This window comes from Faecalibacterium sp. 7, assembly GCF_049562865.1.
Taxonomy (GTDB): Bacteria; Bacillota; Clostridia; order Oscillospirales; family Ruminococcaceae; genus Faecalibacterium; species Faecalibacterium wellingii.
On the sequence record NZ_CP186911.1, the window covers coordinates 40,650 to 55,012 of the forward strand.

Annotated in this window: 16 protein-coding genes; all 16 read right to left on the reverse strand. The window is 54.1% G+C overall.

The genetic code is table 11. The features are described from left to right. Position 1: 1 nt before the first annotated feature. Complete coding sequence (locus ACKXF7_RS00220; protein WP_423741826.1) at positions 2–1,129, reverse strand: hypothetical protein; 1,128 nt, start codon at positions 1,127–1,129, stop codon at positions 2–4. Beyond that, a complete protein-coding gene (locus ACKXF7_RS00225) occupies positions 1,126–1,893 on the reverse strand; it encodes a phage tail protein I (RefSeq protein WP_112148814.1) in 768 nt (255 codons plus the stop codon). Before ACKXF7_RS00225 ends, ACKXF7_RS00220 begins: the two co-directional genes overlap by 4 nt. Beyond that, complete coding sequence (locus ACKXF7_RS00230; protein ID WP_112148813.1) at positions 1,886–3,031, reverse strand: baseplate J/gp47 family protein; 1,146 nt, start codon at positions 3,029–3,031, stop codon at positions 1,886–1,888. The genes ACKXF7_RS00225 and ACKXF7_RS00230 overlap by 8 nt, the downstream gene beginning before the upstream one ends. Next, complete coding sequence (locus ACKXF7_RS00235; protein WP_112148812.1) at positions 3,024–3,341, reverse strand: hypothetical protein; 318 nt, start codon at positions 3,339–3,341, stop codon at positions 3,024–3,026. The genes ACKXF7_RS00230 and ACKXF7_RS00235 overlap by 8 nt, the downstream gene beginning before the upstream one ends. After that, the gene (locus ACKXF7_RS00240) at positions 3,338–3,730 is read right to left on the reverse strand and encodes a phage tail protein (protein WP_112148811.1); all 393 of its coding nucleotides are present in this window, start codon (positions 3,728–3,730) and stop codon (positions 3,338–3,340) included. Before ACKXF7_RS00240 ends, ACKXF7_RS00235 begins: the two co-directional genes overlap by 4 nt. A gap of 12 nt (positions 3,731–3,742) precedes the next feature. Then, positions 3,743–4,351, reverse strand: coding sequence for a phage baseplate protein (locus ACKXF7_RS00245; RefSeq protein WP_112148810.1), 609 nt, complete (start codon positions 4,349–4,351; stop codon positions 3,743–3,745). Continuing rightward, complete coding sequence (locus ACKXF7_RS00250; RefSeq protein ID WP_423741827.1) at positions 4,348–5,421, reverse strand: phage late control D family protein; 1,074 nt, start codon at positions 5,419–5,421, stop codon at positions 4,348–4,350. Before ACKXF7_RS00250 ends, ACKXF7_RS00245 begins: the two co-directional genes overlap by 4 nt. Next, positions 5,418–5,627: a tail protein X gene (locus ACKXF7_RS00255; RefSeq protein WP_112148809.1), complete on the reverse strand. Its 210-nt coding sequence runs from the start codon at positions 5,625–5,627 to the stop codon at positions 5,418–5,420. The genes ACKXF7_RS00250 and ACKXF7_RS00255 overlap by 4 nt, the downstream gene beginning before the upstream one ends. After that, a complete protein-coding gene (locus tag ACKXF7_RS00260; protein WP_423741828.1) occupies positions 5,617–9,609 on the reverse strand; it encodes a phage tail tape measure protein in 3,993 nt (1,330 codons plus the stop codon). The genes ACKXF7_RS00255 and ACKXF7_RS00260 overlap by 11 nt, the downstream gene beginning before the upstream one ends. 127 nt (positions 9,610–9,736) lie before the next feature. Then, the gene (locus ACKXF7_RS00265; protein ID WP_112148807.1) at positions 9,737–10,360 is read right to left on the reverse strand and encodes a phage tail assembly protein; all 624 of its coding nucleotides are present in this window, start codon (positions 10,358–10,360) and stop codon (positions 9,737–9,739) included. A gap of 71 nt (positions 10,361–10,431) precedes the next feature. Next, positions 10,432–10,965 carry a phage major tail tube protein gene (locus tag ACKXF7_RS00270; RefSeq protein ID WP_423741829.1) on the reverse strand — a complete coding sequence of 178 codons (534 nt, stop codon included), beginning with the start codon at positions 10,963–10,965 and terminating at the stop codon, positions 10,432–10,434. Between the two features lie 16 nt (positions 10,966–10,981). Beyond that, positions 10,982–12,439 (reverse strand): phage tail sheath family protein, encoded by a 1,458-nt coding sequence (locus tag ACKXF7_RS00275; protein ID WP_423741830.1) that lies wholly within the window; start codon positions 12,437–12,439, stop codon positions 10,982–10,984. A gap of 14 nt (positions 12,440–12,453) precedes the next feature. Then, positions 12,454–12,747, reverse strand: coding sequence for a hypothetical protein (locus ACKXF7_RS00280; RefSeq protein ID WP_112148804.1), 294 nt, complete (start codon positions 12,745–12,747; stop codon positions 12,454–12,456). Continuing rightward, on the reverse strand, positions 12,744–13,250 hold the full coding sequence (locus ACKXF7_RS00285; RefSeq protein ID WP_112148803.1) for a hypothetical protein: 507 nt from the start codon (positions 13,248–13,250) through the stop codon (positions 12,744–12,746). The genes ACKXF7_RS00280 and ACKXF7_RS00285 overlap by 4 nt, the downstream gene beginning before the upstream one ends. Position 13,251: 1 nt before the next feature. Further along, positions 13,252–13,956, reverse strand: coding sequence for a hypothetical protein (locus tag ACKXF7_RS00290; protein WP_117504305.1), 705 nt, complete (start codon positions 13,954–13,956; stop codon positions 13,252–13,254). 1 nt (position 13,957) lies between these two features. Further along, positions 13,958–14,347, reverse strand: a complete 390-nt coding sequence (locus tag ACKXF7_RS00295) for a hypothetical protein (RefSeq protein WP_117504307.1) — start codon at positions 14,345–14,347, stop codon at positions 13,958–13,960. Positions 14,348–14,363 lie beyond the last annotated feature (16 nt).

A 14,363-nucleotide genomic window follows, 5' to 3' on the forward strand; every position in this document is an offset into this window, starting at 1 on the left:
ATTATTTCAGCATATCAACGATTTCCTGCTGCGTTTCTTCCTCGTTCAGCAGGTCTTCGCTCGTCATAACGGTTTCTTTGCGGACAGTCAGCGCGTTTGCGCTGTCAAAGTCAAGGCCTTCGCCAATGCGGACGGCAATAGCGCCGCTCGCGTCACGCTTCAAGCCCTGACCGATGCTTACGCTACCGGTTTCACCCGAACCACCTCCTTTCCCGAACAGGGTTACGGTCGCCTGAATGTCTGCTTTCGGGATGCGCTGAGAAAAGAATCTGATGAAACCATCATGCGTTTCGCACCCGTTCAGGACACCCGCTTTGGTCGTAGTATAGAAGCTGCCGGGAGATACAACGCCAACGGGTACAAGCTCACTGGTGCTGTCCGACAGTTCTGCATCATAGATACACTGGTAGTAATCCATACCACCGGCATTTTCGTAATCATCCTCGCTGCGGGCGGGCTTCCACCCGTCCGCTGCAAGAGTGAGTTCGTAGGAGCCATAGTAGCCGCCGCCCGTACCGCCGTCCACCTGCTCCTTGATAAGGGCCTTGACTTGTTCTTCGTTCAGGATTTCCCCGGATTCAGACAGGTTCTTCACGGCAGCGCTGACCGCTGCCGTGATGGTCGCTGCATGGGCATCAGCGGCGGCGTTGTGCTTCTCAATTTCGGCCTTGACCATTTTTGCGAGAGCCTGCATCTGCGGGTCAACGGTAATGCTGATATTGGCCTTGTTCGACACAGCAAGCAGCGCCGACAGCTCAATCTCAAAATCGCCGTTCACTTTCGTGGACGGGACCTCCACTCCGCGTGCATCCTGCATAATAAACAGGAGTGTTTCGGCATCGTCGTTCAGCCTGCCGTAAACGCCCACCTGATGCATGATGTACGTTTCATCTGCACCGGTGATCTGGATTTTTACCCGCCGAGCCGTCTCACCGCCGCTTTCAACGGTTTCGATGTCCAGCAATTTCAGGTCATGTGTTTCGCCGCTTACCCCGGTTTCCCCCGAAAGGTCTGCGTCAGCCGTACCGGTGCCGCTCACAGCGCGGGTGATTACCAGCGCACCACCGGAGAGAGATTCCGACAGCAGGGCGGCACCGGCGGCGGTGTAGCTAGATTTTTCCCAACTCACGTTGTCTGTCCTCCAATAACAATGTTTATCGCCGTGTGCGACCGTTCAACGGTGCCCGCCGTAAAGGCTCGTGCTTTCACTGCCTTTGCTTCAACGGCACCGGGCAGCGCCACGGCAACCTGCATTTTCGATCTTCCGACCGCACCGGCAACATACGCCTTTGCGCCGATTTCCCGCGGCTTGATCCTACCGGGGACCTTTACGGTGCAGGATGTCGCCATGCCGCAGGGTGCGGCGGCGATATAAGCGGGCGACCGTTCATGCGGTTCAACGATGTAGATGATGTGTTCAAGGTGAGCGGTACAGCGCCGGGCATAACCAAGGCGCTTTTCAATTTCTTCCGGTGTGTAGTAAATGACACCATCATCGGTAATGTCTACGTTCATTCGCCAGTAGCCCGGCCTTCCTCCGTAGTCATACCATTCACTTATCTTCACATTCGGATAAATCGAGGACAGCGCCTTTTGGACTGCCCACTCCGTTCCGCAGTACCGACGGACTTCCAGCGCAGTTTTGATGATCCTGCGCTTTGTTTCAATCGGATAGCTGGTGTCGTACCAGTCAACGCGGAACTGAACCGCAAGAATATCCAGAACTGCCTCATCTGCACGGTCAATATCCGTGTAGATTTTCAAGCGTTCGGCAGCTTCCAGTTCCTTCTTGCGCCGCTCCCTGAAAACTGCATCAAGGATCTGTACCCATGGCTCTTTGGCAACATCAGGCGGTAGCCCTTCGACTAGGCCAACTTCGTGGAGTTCAATCATCTTCGATTCCTCCGTATGTCACCTTGCAGCTTCGGAGCTTTGCCACCTGAATTTCGGAGACAGTTGTTTCGACCGGTGTCAACAGACGTGGGCGTTTCGCACCAGCTTCCCGTACACGCATAATCAGCTCCGCCGGTTCGATGTCCCGGCCGATTTTTCTCTGCCAGGTTTCATACTCCTTCACAGCTGCTTCCACATTTTCCTGAATCGTCGATGCATTCTTGACATTGCTCAAGGCAATATGGTAAGTAAGCTCGATGTCATACGGGATTTCTTCCGGCGCATGGCAAAGAACCAGATCACCCATCGGGCGCTTTACCGTGTCGAAATATTCCTGCATTCCGGTACATTCTTCCCTTGTCGGAACTCTGCCTCCGGCCATCAGAAAGTAAACGTGGATCGTGTATCCTTCCTTGCAAACGATCTTCGTATCTGCCACATCGGACCGCCAGCTCGATGCAAAGTATTCATAGGCATCCACCGGACCGGCCACGGAGAAAATCGAAGGTGCATAGTTGATACGTCTGGTAAATGAATCGTCACCTTCCGTATCCGTACCGCCCGTGCTTGCCGAAACACTTTTTGCCCCGGACACATACGGGATAGGATCCACCAGCACATTGATTTCGCCTTCGGCAATCCCATCGCTGTTGCTTCCTGCCTCATCCGCCACGGCAACTACGTCCACGGTCAGTTCGCCGGGTAAGATCTCCGCATACTTTTCGGTTTTGAAATACCGTTTGTCTGCCGTTCTCACCTGTGTTCCTTCCGGGATTCCGGTTGCACTCGTTCTCGGCGCAGACAGTGTGAATCGAATAACCGCCGTGGCTTTTCCGGCTTCCAGGCGTTCCACTCCAACAAGCGGAGCAAGGTTGTCCAAATTCGGCCCCGTGCTCGTAGGCAGCAGTTCCGCTTTCAGACACGCCGTGCTGTACTCCATGTTGTGATGCGAACGATGTGCCAGTGTCAAAAGGACAAGCCGTGCTTCAGAACACCGTTCCAACGATACCTCACCGTTGAAAAGTTCTTTGTTGTACTTGCCAAACAGCGCCTTGCAATCGGCCACAGCTTCTTCCAGCGTTTCTTCGCCTTCAATGTCGATGTCCGGGATGTTCTCAAACTCTTTTATTTTAGACAAGCTCGTACACCACCTTTGGAATTACAACGCCATGCAGCACATCACTGTCCAGCCAGTCCACCCGCACCACTCTTGCCCGCGGCTCAAACGATGCGGTTTTCTCTGTTACCTCAGCCACATATAATCCCTTTGCCACCGGAAGTGGCTTATCGACAAATATGTTTGGATTGATTCCGAGTTCTCTGTCGCCCTCTTGGCTCCCGATTGGTGTGGAATACAGTGTGCGAAGGCACTTTGCAATGTCCTGCACTTCTTTTTGTTTTTCGCTGTCACCGGACAGCTCAACCACCGTGCTGCTGAAGTCGATCATATGTACTCCTTTATGGTCAGGCTCACCTTGCACTGCATCAAAAGCCCGTGTTTTATCACCGAATCCCAGCTGTCGCTTATTTCAGTGACCCGAAACTTGTTTTGCGATACCGGTGCAAACCCGATAATCAGGTAATGAATCTCTCCGTTCTCTGACATTTCTGTCAGACGGTTCAGCATCTTGCGAGGATTCACGCCGAGTGCTGCATCCAGAAGAATATCAAAGGTGTACTCTCTCAGTTTCGGTGATAAATACTCTGCTCGTGCTTTTCCTCCCAGAACTTCATGTTCCGCCCAGTTTGCGCCGGTCGTTCCCTTGAAGTTTGACGGGGTGAGCACACGCAGGTGTCCCACGGAGAAAATCACATCGCCGAAAATTCCAACATACATTCCAAAACCTCCTTACAGGGGTGCGGATGTTTTCTTGCCAAGGTTTCCGGTGTGCGTATGCGATACCAGCGATTTGCCGGACACAACAACATCGCCACCTCCGCCCTGGATGTTCACTGTTCCAGCGGTCGCATTGATGGTCGATGCCGTCATTTTCAATTCGCCGGATGCTGCAAGCGTGATCCCCGCCGGGGATGTCACCTTGATTTCTCCGCCCTCGCTGATGGTCACGGTTGCACCGCCTACCTGGATCTCAAGACTTTTCGCCTTCAGGATTTTCTTTCCGTCCACATAGTCGGTCAGTTCTTTTGCATTTGCATCAAACTTCCGATATGCCTTTCCTCGTGAGTTGGCATAATCCTTTCGGTAGACTTTTTCTTTTCCTTCAGGCGGTTTGTTCTTTTCATTCCAGACGGTGCCCACCACAACAGCATCCTCCGGGCTTTCTCCTGGATGCAGGACAAGCACAAGATCATCAACTTCCGGTGTCTGGTACTCGCCATTGGACAGAAACGGCACCATTTCCGTAACGGTGTCGTCCCTGTCTGGGTAAGTAACTTCGCACTTTCCAGCCTCATAGTCGATAGAACTCACATTGCCGAATCTCACTTCACTGCTCATGCGAAATCCTCCTTTTCCACTTTGCTGGCCTTGACCTGTGTTTTGTAGCCGCTGGATGGAGATATGCTGTGTTCCATCTGATCAACGAAATACTTTCCGTCCATCTTTCCATAGCCAACTAGGTTAAAGCACTGCGCTGAAGCGCCGGCCGGATAGCCCAACATCGTAAAACTGATCTGGGTTGCTCCGTGGTTGGCATTCTTGATGGCCGCTATCAGGCGGGCTTTTGCGTCTGCCTCGCTGCTTACCTTTCCAGTAAGTTTAAGCTGGCGTTCGTCCGTGCCCACCTTGACGTTGATATTGATTTTTTTCTGTTTGTTGGTGTAGGTATAAAGGCCGCCCGTGTATGTTCCAGTCAGCTTTGTGTTCCACTTGAAACTTCCCCGCTCTACGCACAGGGCCGTCGGATTTCCAACGGGCCGGCTCTCATATACCGTCCATACAGGATCTTTCGCCTTGTACTTTTCCCGGTCGTACACCCAGAGCTTTGAAGTGTAGACTTTGATAACCAGTGCATAGGTGCTGCACAGATCTTGCAGAAAGGCACTATCTGTTCCGTCCTGTTCCTTTGCATCAATGCCGTGGTCGTCTCCCTCAAACTTCAGCTCCAATTTGTAACGGCCTGCAATGGTTTCAGCGATTTTCTTTACGCTGGTGTTCTTCCATGTAAAGGTCCGGTTTCTCTCGCTGAAGCTGGTGTCGTTCGGCTTTGCCACGCCGCCCATCGTCAGCGAATCAGGTGCACCGGCAAAACTAAGATCATCCAGCACGAATGCCCCGCACTCGGCGCTGTAATCTCTGTAGCCGCTCTCAATGCCCCCGATATTCCAGTCCTTTACAACAATAGCCGGGTAGAGCTTCACGCCCTTTTCCGGCATCCAGTCATTTTTCCATTTGGCAGCTTTGGCATTGACTGTAATGCTCACACTGTCGCTTTTGGATTCAGCCACATCCGTGTACTTGAAACTTTCCAGATCAGGTGCGATTTCTTCCGAAATATCGGTTTTCTCGTAGGTCAGAAGAACCGCAGCCTGCCTTCCTTTGGGTCTCGCTGCTGTCAGTACCATCATGCACCTGCCTTCCAGGGCGGAAGGTCTCCGCTCTTTTCAGCCGGCAGAGCTGGTGTTGACAGCACCGTGCCGGAATCGAACCGGACGATATGGATATATCTGGGGTTGTTCTGCATCAGCCAATCGGCTTTCAGCTCGCTTCCGTACACGTTCAGGGCAATCAGATCCCAGGTGTCACCGGACTTTGTGGTGTAATCAAGTGCCATACTGCGTGCGCCTCTTTTCGCGTTCGTACCGTTCCACATACTCGCAGAACTTCTCGTAACCTTCGTCCATAATGGAACGTAGATCTTCGGCATTCATGCTGCCGTAGATGGTGAAGTTTGGTGCATAAACATATGTGTTTCCGCTGGAACTCGTATAGGTACGCTGGTAGCTGTTGCTCGATCCACCGCGCTGGTTCCCGGTGCTGCCACCAGAAGCATCTTCGCTCCCGCCGATGGGCTTCAGCTCTACTTCCTGCTGGTAGTTCTGAAGGTCTGCCAGCATCGACAGATTTTGCCTTGTCAGTTCGCTGTTTCCAGCCGTCGGGAAGAAGTTTACATTGCTCAGATCGTAGTTGTCCGGGTTTGCAGCGTATTCCAGCTTTGCCTTTTCCGCATCTGCTCCCCGGATAAACCGGATTGCCTTCTGAGTATTTTCGTTTGCAAGAACAGACTGGGCACCAGCAATCACTTTCCCGATTCCGGTGTTCAGCAGCTGTTGGGCTTTGCCCTGGTCATCCGACACGGTAGGTGTCGGCATTGCCGCCAGAGTTTCCAGCCCATCTACTGCATAGTTGGCGATCTCCGTGATACGGCTGAACGCCACACCAGCGTCGGACCCCAGTACCAATGCCGCTGCAACAGGCTGAACCATAGTGTCAAAACTTTGAGCCACCTGGTTGTAATACTGCTGGCGACGTGCTCTGTTGAAGTCGATCAGGTTAGAATCTTCTTCTGTAAAACCACCGTCCGCGAACATCTTCGGTTTTCTGCCGGGCAACCCCAGCAGATCACCCAGACCAACGCCCAGCAGCTTACCAGCGGTCAGCCAGGTATCAATGTTCTTTTCACGAACGCCGCGCCGGAAGCTGATAACGGCTTCCGGGCCAGCCTCACCAGCAATAGACGGTCCCTGCGTCATGCCGCCGTTGGCAAATGCCGGGACAGACACGGGTGACAGGTTGAATCCGAACGACTTACCGCCGATCACCGGAACCGGAATGCCGAACAGTGTTTCCGGTATTGTGAGCTGAATTTTGTTCAGCGCCCCAATGATGAAGTTGACCGCTTTCACGCCGATGGTTGCAACCTGCTTCAGGAAGCCGATGATGCCCAGAATCACAGGCTCTACCACAGGAAGCACCTTACCCACCAGATCCACCGCCACCTTGATGGCGTTGACCAGTGTGGTGCCTACCAGGCTTACCACCGTAGACAGCAGCGGCATGACCGCCGGAATGCCTTCATTCACGATAAAGCCGAAGATCTCAGTCAGCACCGGCTTGATGTGGTTTACTCCCAGATCTACAATCTGAGAGAACACACCGGCGAACGATTCAATCAACGGCATAACCGTCTGGATAGCAGGGGTCATAGCTCCGAACACGTCACCCAGATTTAGCCCTCCGATACTGAAGTCGGATAGCTTTTCCTGGATGCTCTGCAAGCCCTCCGGGGTGGTGAGTTGCCCGAACACCTGCTTCACGGTGTCGCCGATACCCGCTATCTTTCCGGTGAATTTGTCAAAGACGGCAAGCCCGCCTTCGCCAAATACTGTTCCGACGATGTTGCGGATGTCCTCGAAGTGATCTCCCAGCAGTGAAACCGCCGCAACGATCGTACCGATACCGGTAATAACGGGGCCGAATGTGCCAAGCAGCGACATAAAACCGCCGCCCAGTTTTGCGGCCACTGGGCCTACCGTCGTACCCAGTACGTTCAGCCCTGCGCCGCCGACATTCAAAGCACCCTTCACCGTGCTCAAAGCGCCGCCGCCGATTTTGGATGCTGCACCCGCCACCTTGCTGCCGACACCGAGGACGGTAGAACCCACTTTGGACTGGCTGACGGTCTGCCATGCATTGGACAGCCCATTTCCAATGACCGTCTTTCCTGCACCGAGGAAATTTTTCACTCCACCGGCCATACCTCCAAGGTCAAGACCGTTCGGTCCTGCAATGCCGGAAAGAATCTGTCCCGCAACACCGCCGGTCTTGGCGATAAATCGTCCAACCGGATTGCCGCTTCCGAACCCCACCAGAGCATTTTTCAGGCCGCCCAGCGATTGCCCGACATTGGAAACATACCTACCGGAGCCGGAGTTTTTCAGCACGCCCAGCAGGCCACCGTTCGTGCTAGCTTCCAGCACATCATTTACAAAACCGGTGTTTCCTTTCTTGGTTCCGCTTCGCAGGCCCTTGAAATTTTTCAGTGTTGCCCAGATGCCGACACCAGCGCCGTCCAACGTCTGCCCAATTTTTCCAAGGCGCGTTGTGGGCTGCTGCGCTCCGACACCGGCCATCTGAACGCCGTACTTTGCATTTTCAGCAAACATTCCGGCATTCGATTTTACAAAGGATGCGCCACCAACTGCCCGTTGGATCAGGCTTGTGGGTGTCAGTGCGCCCATCAGATTTCGGACAGTGATGCCTCCGAATGTTCCGCCTGGGGCACCGCTCGGTTTTCCGCCGATTGCAATGTTCCCGATGGTGTTCAGCAGCGAGGATCCTGTGCTATAAGCCGTCGGTGCAAAGCTCATAGCTCCGAACGCCGCGACTATGGCAGCAATGGCCCCTGCCACTTCCGGCCCATGCTCTGCAGTGTAGTCGATGCCCTTCTGGATCCACGGCAATGCCGCCTGCGCCGCATTGCCAATTCCAAGCAGCGCGGAGTGCAACATCGGCAGAATGCCATTGACGATGTTGGACAGATCTGGCAAGCTCTCGGTGATACCGTTTGCTATGTCGATCCACATGGATGTCAGTTCTTTCTTTGCCGGAAGGAACTGATTGCCCACATTGATAAGCAGGCGGTCTGTCGCATTACTTGCCATCTGGCTTACCGCTTCGCTGGTGTCCAGACGAACAAGCAATTCTTTCTCCATGCTGCCGCTGTATGCGCTGGTATCACCAGCCATAAGCAAGGCATTCTGGAACGCAGGCAAGTTGCCCACAATTTTTGAAACGCCCTCAATGGCCCACTGTCCAAACAGTGTCTTGATGGTCGCAGTCTGCTGGTACTTGTCCTGTTTCGAGATTGCCTCAAAGACTTTGTACAGAGTGCTTGCTGCACCATCTTCTCCGTTCGGCCCGGTGGACTGCATATCCTTTGCAATCTGCACAGGATCAAAACCGAGTTTGTTCCATGCGCCCACCTGCGCATCCGTTGCACTGTTGCCAAGGGTGATGTTTGTAAACACACGGTTCAGGCTTGTTCCAGCCTTTCCCTCATTAACGCCCATAGCCAGCATGGTGGCTGCCAGCGCAGAGGTCGTGTGCAGGTCAACGCCGGCTGTCTGGCCGACACCGCCGGACGTATTCACCACGCTGGCGATTTCCGCCGCCGTGGTAGCCATGTGGCCGCCCAGATAGTTGATGGAATCTGCAATGTCGATAATCTGGTTGTGGGTCTTACCAAAAGCGGTTTCCCACTTTGCCATATAATCGGCCGCAGACTTTGCATCAATGTCCCACGCGGCAGCTAGCCGGGCCGTATCGTACAGGTAGCTTTTTTCTCCGGTTTGCTGGTTATCCAGAAAGATTTGCTCATAGCTCTTACCGGACTGTCCCAGCGATGCGGCGATCTGCGCCATCTCGTCCCGTTTGATTGGGACCTGCGTGGTCATCTTGAGGATCGCGTCCTCCATGGTGGCACGCTTTTCCGGGTCAATGCTGCCGTCATCGTTCATGATGCCGCCAACATACTTGACTGCATCTGCCGCCTGGGCTTGGTATTCCTCTGCCATGGAGGTTGTCTTTTTAATCATGACAGCGGACGCAGTTGTCAGCGTCGCCATGATTCCAAGCCCAGTCTTTCCGATTACGCCCAGAGTGTTTGCTACCGTGCTGCCCAGCGACTTTGTTCCCGTCAGTGCGCTCGCCAGATCACCGGTCAGCCCCTTCGTCTGCTTTATTGCAGTTACAAGGGATGGGTCCACCTTGCCCATGATGCGGATGCTGAGGTCTAGTGCTCCATTTCCCGCCATACGTCTGCCACCTCGTTACACAGATCCACCAGCTCCCGCCGGGGCAGGTGCAGCAGATCCGTCATGTTGGAATGCGTGGCAATGGATAGCTGGATAGCCGCTTTCCGAAGTCCTTTTGCCCCGCCTTTTACTCGAAAAAATCAGAGTTTACAGCATCACGCAGCTTAACCGCCTCGCACAGTGGCAGACCAGCAAAGAAGTCCACCGGGTAGCCGGTGCCCATGCTGGCGATGATGCAGCAGTACAGGTAGTTGCGATGCGTATTCACCGGTGCAAATCCGCCCGCAGCCATACGGTTTTCTGCCATGGATTCGCTCATAGTGTTCAGTTCGCCCACGCCGGACAGGTCGATGCCGTCAAAGGTCTTGCCCTTCAGTTCCGCCTTTTCGCTGCCCTCGTAGGTGTAGGGCGCTGCAAACTTCAGGGTGTGAGATTCCAGCTGCTTTTTCACTTCATCGGCGTTCTCGCTGTTATCCATGCCCTTGATAACCGCCGCCTGCACTTTCTTGATCTTGCCGCGGGGCATGAGCTTGAAGAACTCCACCGGCTTTCCAGTAGCCTTAACAGCCATTTCCTGTGCAAAGGAAGTGGTCATTTCCATCGCGTACATGGCCGCCGTCTCGTTGCCGATGCTTTTCTGAATGTCGATCAAGTCCTGCACGGTCATCTTCTCCATACCGGACAGATCCAGGCTGTCGTACTCCTTGCCCTCGAACTTATAGGGTTTATCGAACTTCACGATATTGTCCATTGCTGTTTCCTTTCTCAAAAGAGAATCAGCCGCCCCACGTCCGGGACGGCTGACTTCTTCATGTATCGGGTTTAGATAAGAGCGTTGATCTCGGCACGCATATCTTCACCATCAACATAGTAGCGGCCTGCAAACTTGTCGATGTCGATAACGGTAGTGCCGTCAACCTCCATCAGGTAACGGGTAACTTCCAGCGTGGTGGTGCTGCCCATGGTGTCAGCACGCTTCAGCTTGCCGGGGTCCAGCTCCTTGGGGCGACCACCCAGAACAACGCGCAGACCCTTGTAGGTATAGCCGCCGTTCTTGTTGTCGTTCTGCATGGCAGCACGCAGAGTGATCTGGATGTTCTTGTTGGGGTTCATCATCTTGGTGGCGAAGCTGTACATGGTGTTCCAGTTCAGAGTTGCCTCCATGGATTCAAACTGACCGGGCACGGGAGAATCGACTTCGCCTGCAATGCCCATGCCGGACACGGAGGTGGTCTTGTTCTTGATCTTGGGCAGGGTGACTTCATCTGCCAGACCAATCAGCAGGTCATCTTCCGTATACGCATTGTAGTCATTGATGACCTGGGGAACCAGGTCGCTGGAAATATTCAGAGCCATATGTCATTCCTCCTGCTTACAGAGACAGAGCGGAGGTCAGCGCGCCGGCCTCGTACTCCATGGTGTTATTGATCTGCTTAAAAGGCGGGAACGGCGTGCAGAACTGATAGAAGGAGTAGTGGCCTGCAATCAGTTCAGCGGTCGTGTTGCGGTCAGGGTCTGCCTTCATGCTGTAGCTGGCGCATACCTCGGTAGAGACATAAACACTGCCCTTCATGTTCTCGCTGTCAATGATGGACTGAAGGCGCTTCTTGTTCATCGGCTTGTCCAGCTTGCTCATGTTATCCAGAACAAAGCTGGTCCAGGAGTGGTTGAAGAAGCGGCGGACGCAAAGAAAAGCATCCTTCGGGTCAGTGTTTTTCGGGTAGCAGCAGGTTTCATTGCCCCACACAACAAAGTCGCCGGAGCGGATGAAGGTTGCCACACCCTGCTCATTCAGCACATTGCCCTGCTCCTGATCCATCAGGACTTCGGTGCCATCTTCCAGGCAGGCGGAAGAAATGGGCACGCTGACATTGGACGGGCTGGCATTGGGCGTGTCGTTATACAGGCTGTCGTTGTAGACTGCCGCAGCAGCAGCCAGAGAGCTGCCGCTGTAGATGGTGCTGCCGATCTTGCCGTACAGCCACAGGGCATATGCTTCACGAGAAGTTGCGCCCTGCTTGACCTTCTGGTTTGCCACGTCGGTGTACTTGCGTGCACCGGAAGCGGAACTGTCGATGTCAACAAAGCACACTGCATCGAAAACGCCATTGATCTTGCGGCACTTTGCCTGGAGCGCTGCGCACACCATGGGATCCTTGGAGAAGCGGGGTGCCAGCAGAATGCCGGGAACCATGCCCAGCTTGGGGAACACCTGTCTTACCACTTCCAGTCCGGTCTCTGCACCGGTGGCCGCATTCACGCCGCCCACGATGTCGGCAGCGGTGATTTTGGTCGGGTCAAGAATGGAGCCGGAAATGGTCAGAGCCGTTGCGCCGTCGCCTTTGCCGCCGTTGACCAGGGCGATGCTCACAGTGCCATCATCATTGAAGCTGGCCGAATAGTCCTCGTCCGCCGTGAGCACGGTCTGCTCCTTCTTCACGACCAGCTTTTTCAGCAGGATGCCGGTCTCGTCGATCTCTGCAATGCCGTCATTCACCTGAACGGTCTTGTTGGACAGTTCAGTGATGTGCTTTGCATTCGCAGGATCCAGGACGTTGACCACGACGATAGGGGAAATGCCCATCACCTGAAAACTGGCGCTCACCGCCTCACACAGGGTATACTTTGCAAAATCGTCGGAATAGCCCACTGCGGCGGCAGCTTCTTTGAAGGTATTCACCAGCATCGGCGTATTCACCGCTGCTTCCGGGTCATCCAGCATATTAACGGGGGCCGTACCCACAACGATCTGCAGGCCGGAGTTGACCGTTACCGGAGCGGTGACGCTGGTCGCTGCTTCGGTCTTGTTAAAGCCATGAGAAATAGCCATTTGTCATATCCTCCTTACTTCATCAGGTCGGTGGCCTTCTTGTAGAGAATGTTCTCTCTGGTGCCGTCCTGTTCGATCTTCACGCGCATTTCTGCGAGCTTGTCCAGCGGAACGATCAGCGCCTTCAGGAACGGCACCTGCTCCACTTTTTCTTTCAGCTTTTCGGGCAGGCCATCCACGAATACGGTGTACTGCGGGGCAATGCCCTTGACGGTCGGCCCGCAGTACGCCGCAGCGCCGGTGGTTTCCGTCACAGGCTGTGCTTCTTTCACAGCCTCGGTTTTCTTTTCGGTCTTTTCGATGCTCATATCAAAGCCTCCACTTCTTCGTTTTTCAGGGTGTTGGGCGTTTCGCAGATCAGGTTGACAATGCCCCAGTAGTAGAAGTCCATGTCATCATCCGAAAGATCCCATTTGCGTGGATATCCCACTTTGAAAGCCTCGCCAAACACAGGCTTCCGCTTGAAGTGCTGCATGATGGCTTCGATGATGTTTCCGGTGTCCTCATATCCCTGCCGGTCTGTTTTCGGGTCATAACAGCAGATGATAAGCTGCAAAAGGACCAATTGCGGATCCTTTTCGTTCACCACCTCGCCACTCGTTCTTGATACGATGATGCACGGGAAGTTGGATCTATTGGTATCCACATCGTCGTCATCATCGGTCGGGGACGGGATAAACTGCTTGAAGATCTTCAGCGGTTTTTCGCCTTCCTGCCCCGTGAACTTCATATCCCGGAACAGTTCCTTCAACTCGTCAATCATGGCCTGCTGGCACATTTCGCTGGTATAGCCGGTGATTTTTTCAGCCATATCAGATCACACCCTTTCGTTTTGCATTGGCGATCAGTTGCCGGACGCGCCGTTCCGTGTTCTGCTGCAGCATCTGCTCCACCGTCTGCTCCTGCATCTCCCACACGGTATGGTGCATTGCAGAGCCGGAAGGACTGGACAGTGTTGCCAGCTTCTCATTCGGCTTCCAGCGTTTCTTGCCGCTCTCCGTGTAGTCCTTATCCGCAGGTACTCCGAGTTGACGTTGTACCATGCCGATGTGCTTCGACTTGAACTGCACCAAGAAACCCTTGCTCTTATCGCTGGTGCCGCCCAGAGCAATCATCGGACTGCCTTTCAGGACGTGCGCCCGAAAAACGGGCGGCGCATTGCGGACAGACGGACCCATGAAGGGCTTTGTGGGGCTGGTTCTGAAATAGCCCAGGTCTGCCCGGAATGCGCCGGGGTCGTTCTTCATAATGGCAAGGATAGCGGTAGGCCGCCGGTTGGTGGCCTTCTGGCGCTGGCGCAGATCTTCGATCATGCGTCTACCCGCCGCATTCAGGTCGTAGCGCTTCTTCACTTCTGTCAGCATCAGCTTGCGCGTCTGCCGTGCCGTGGTGTTTACGGCCACTTTCAACGCCGCCGGGGTTTTGTTTCCCAGTACGCCAAGAGCGCGGGTCACTTCCGCGTCATCAACGGAGACCGTCAGGTTGGAAGCGTCATAGTTGGTATGGAAGTATGCCAACTTACCTCACCCTTTCCAGTTCCATGCGATACATACCCGCTTTCAGGGAGCAGGATTTGATGTTGTAGATTCGTTTCTTGTCCAAGGTGATCTGCTTGCCGCTTTTCGGCATGGGGCCGTAGTCTTTCTGCTTCACAAAAAGCAGCAGGTCGGCCTTGTACATACCTTGGTCAAAGGACTGTTTTGCTCCGCCTTCCCAGTGCGCCGGACGTTCAAGTACGCCGGGGTGCTGCGTGATGCAGAGCATCAGCTTATCATCTATGTACCGTTCTTCCGCGAACTCATTCGGGTTGAAGATTACGTTCTGCACATCCTGTGCAACGCAGTCTTTGAACGTAGGAAACGGTTTCGGGGTTTCCGGTGTGCCGTAGTTCTGGTCAACGTCCAGCATATCCGTGCTCCTTCCC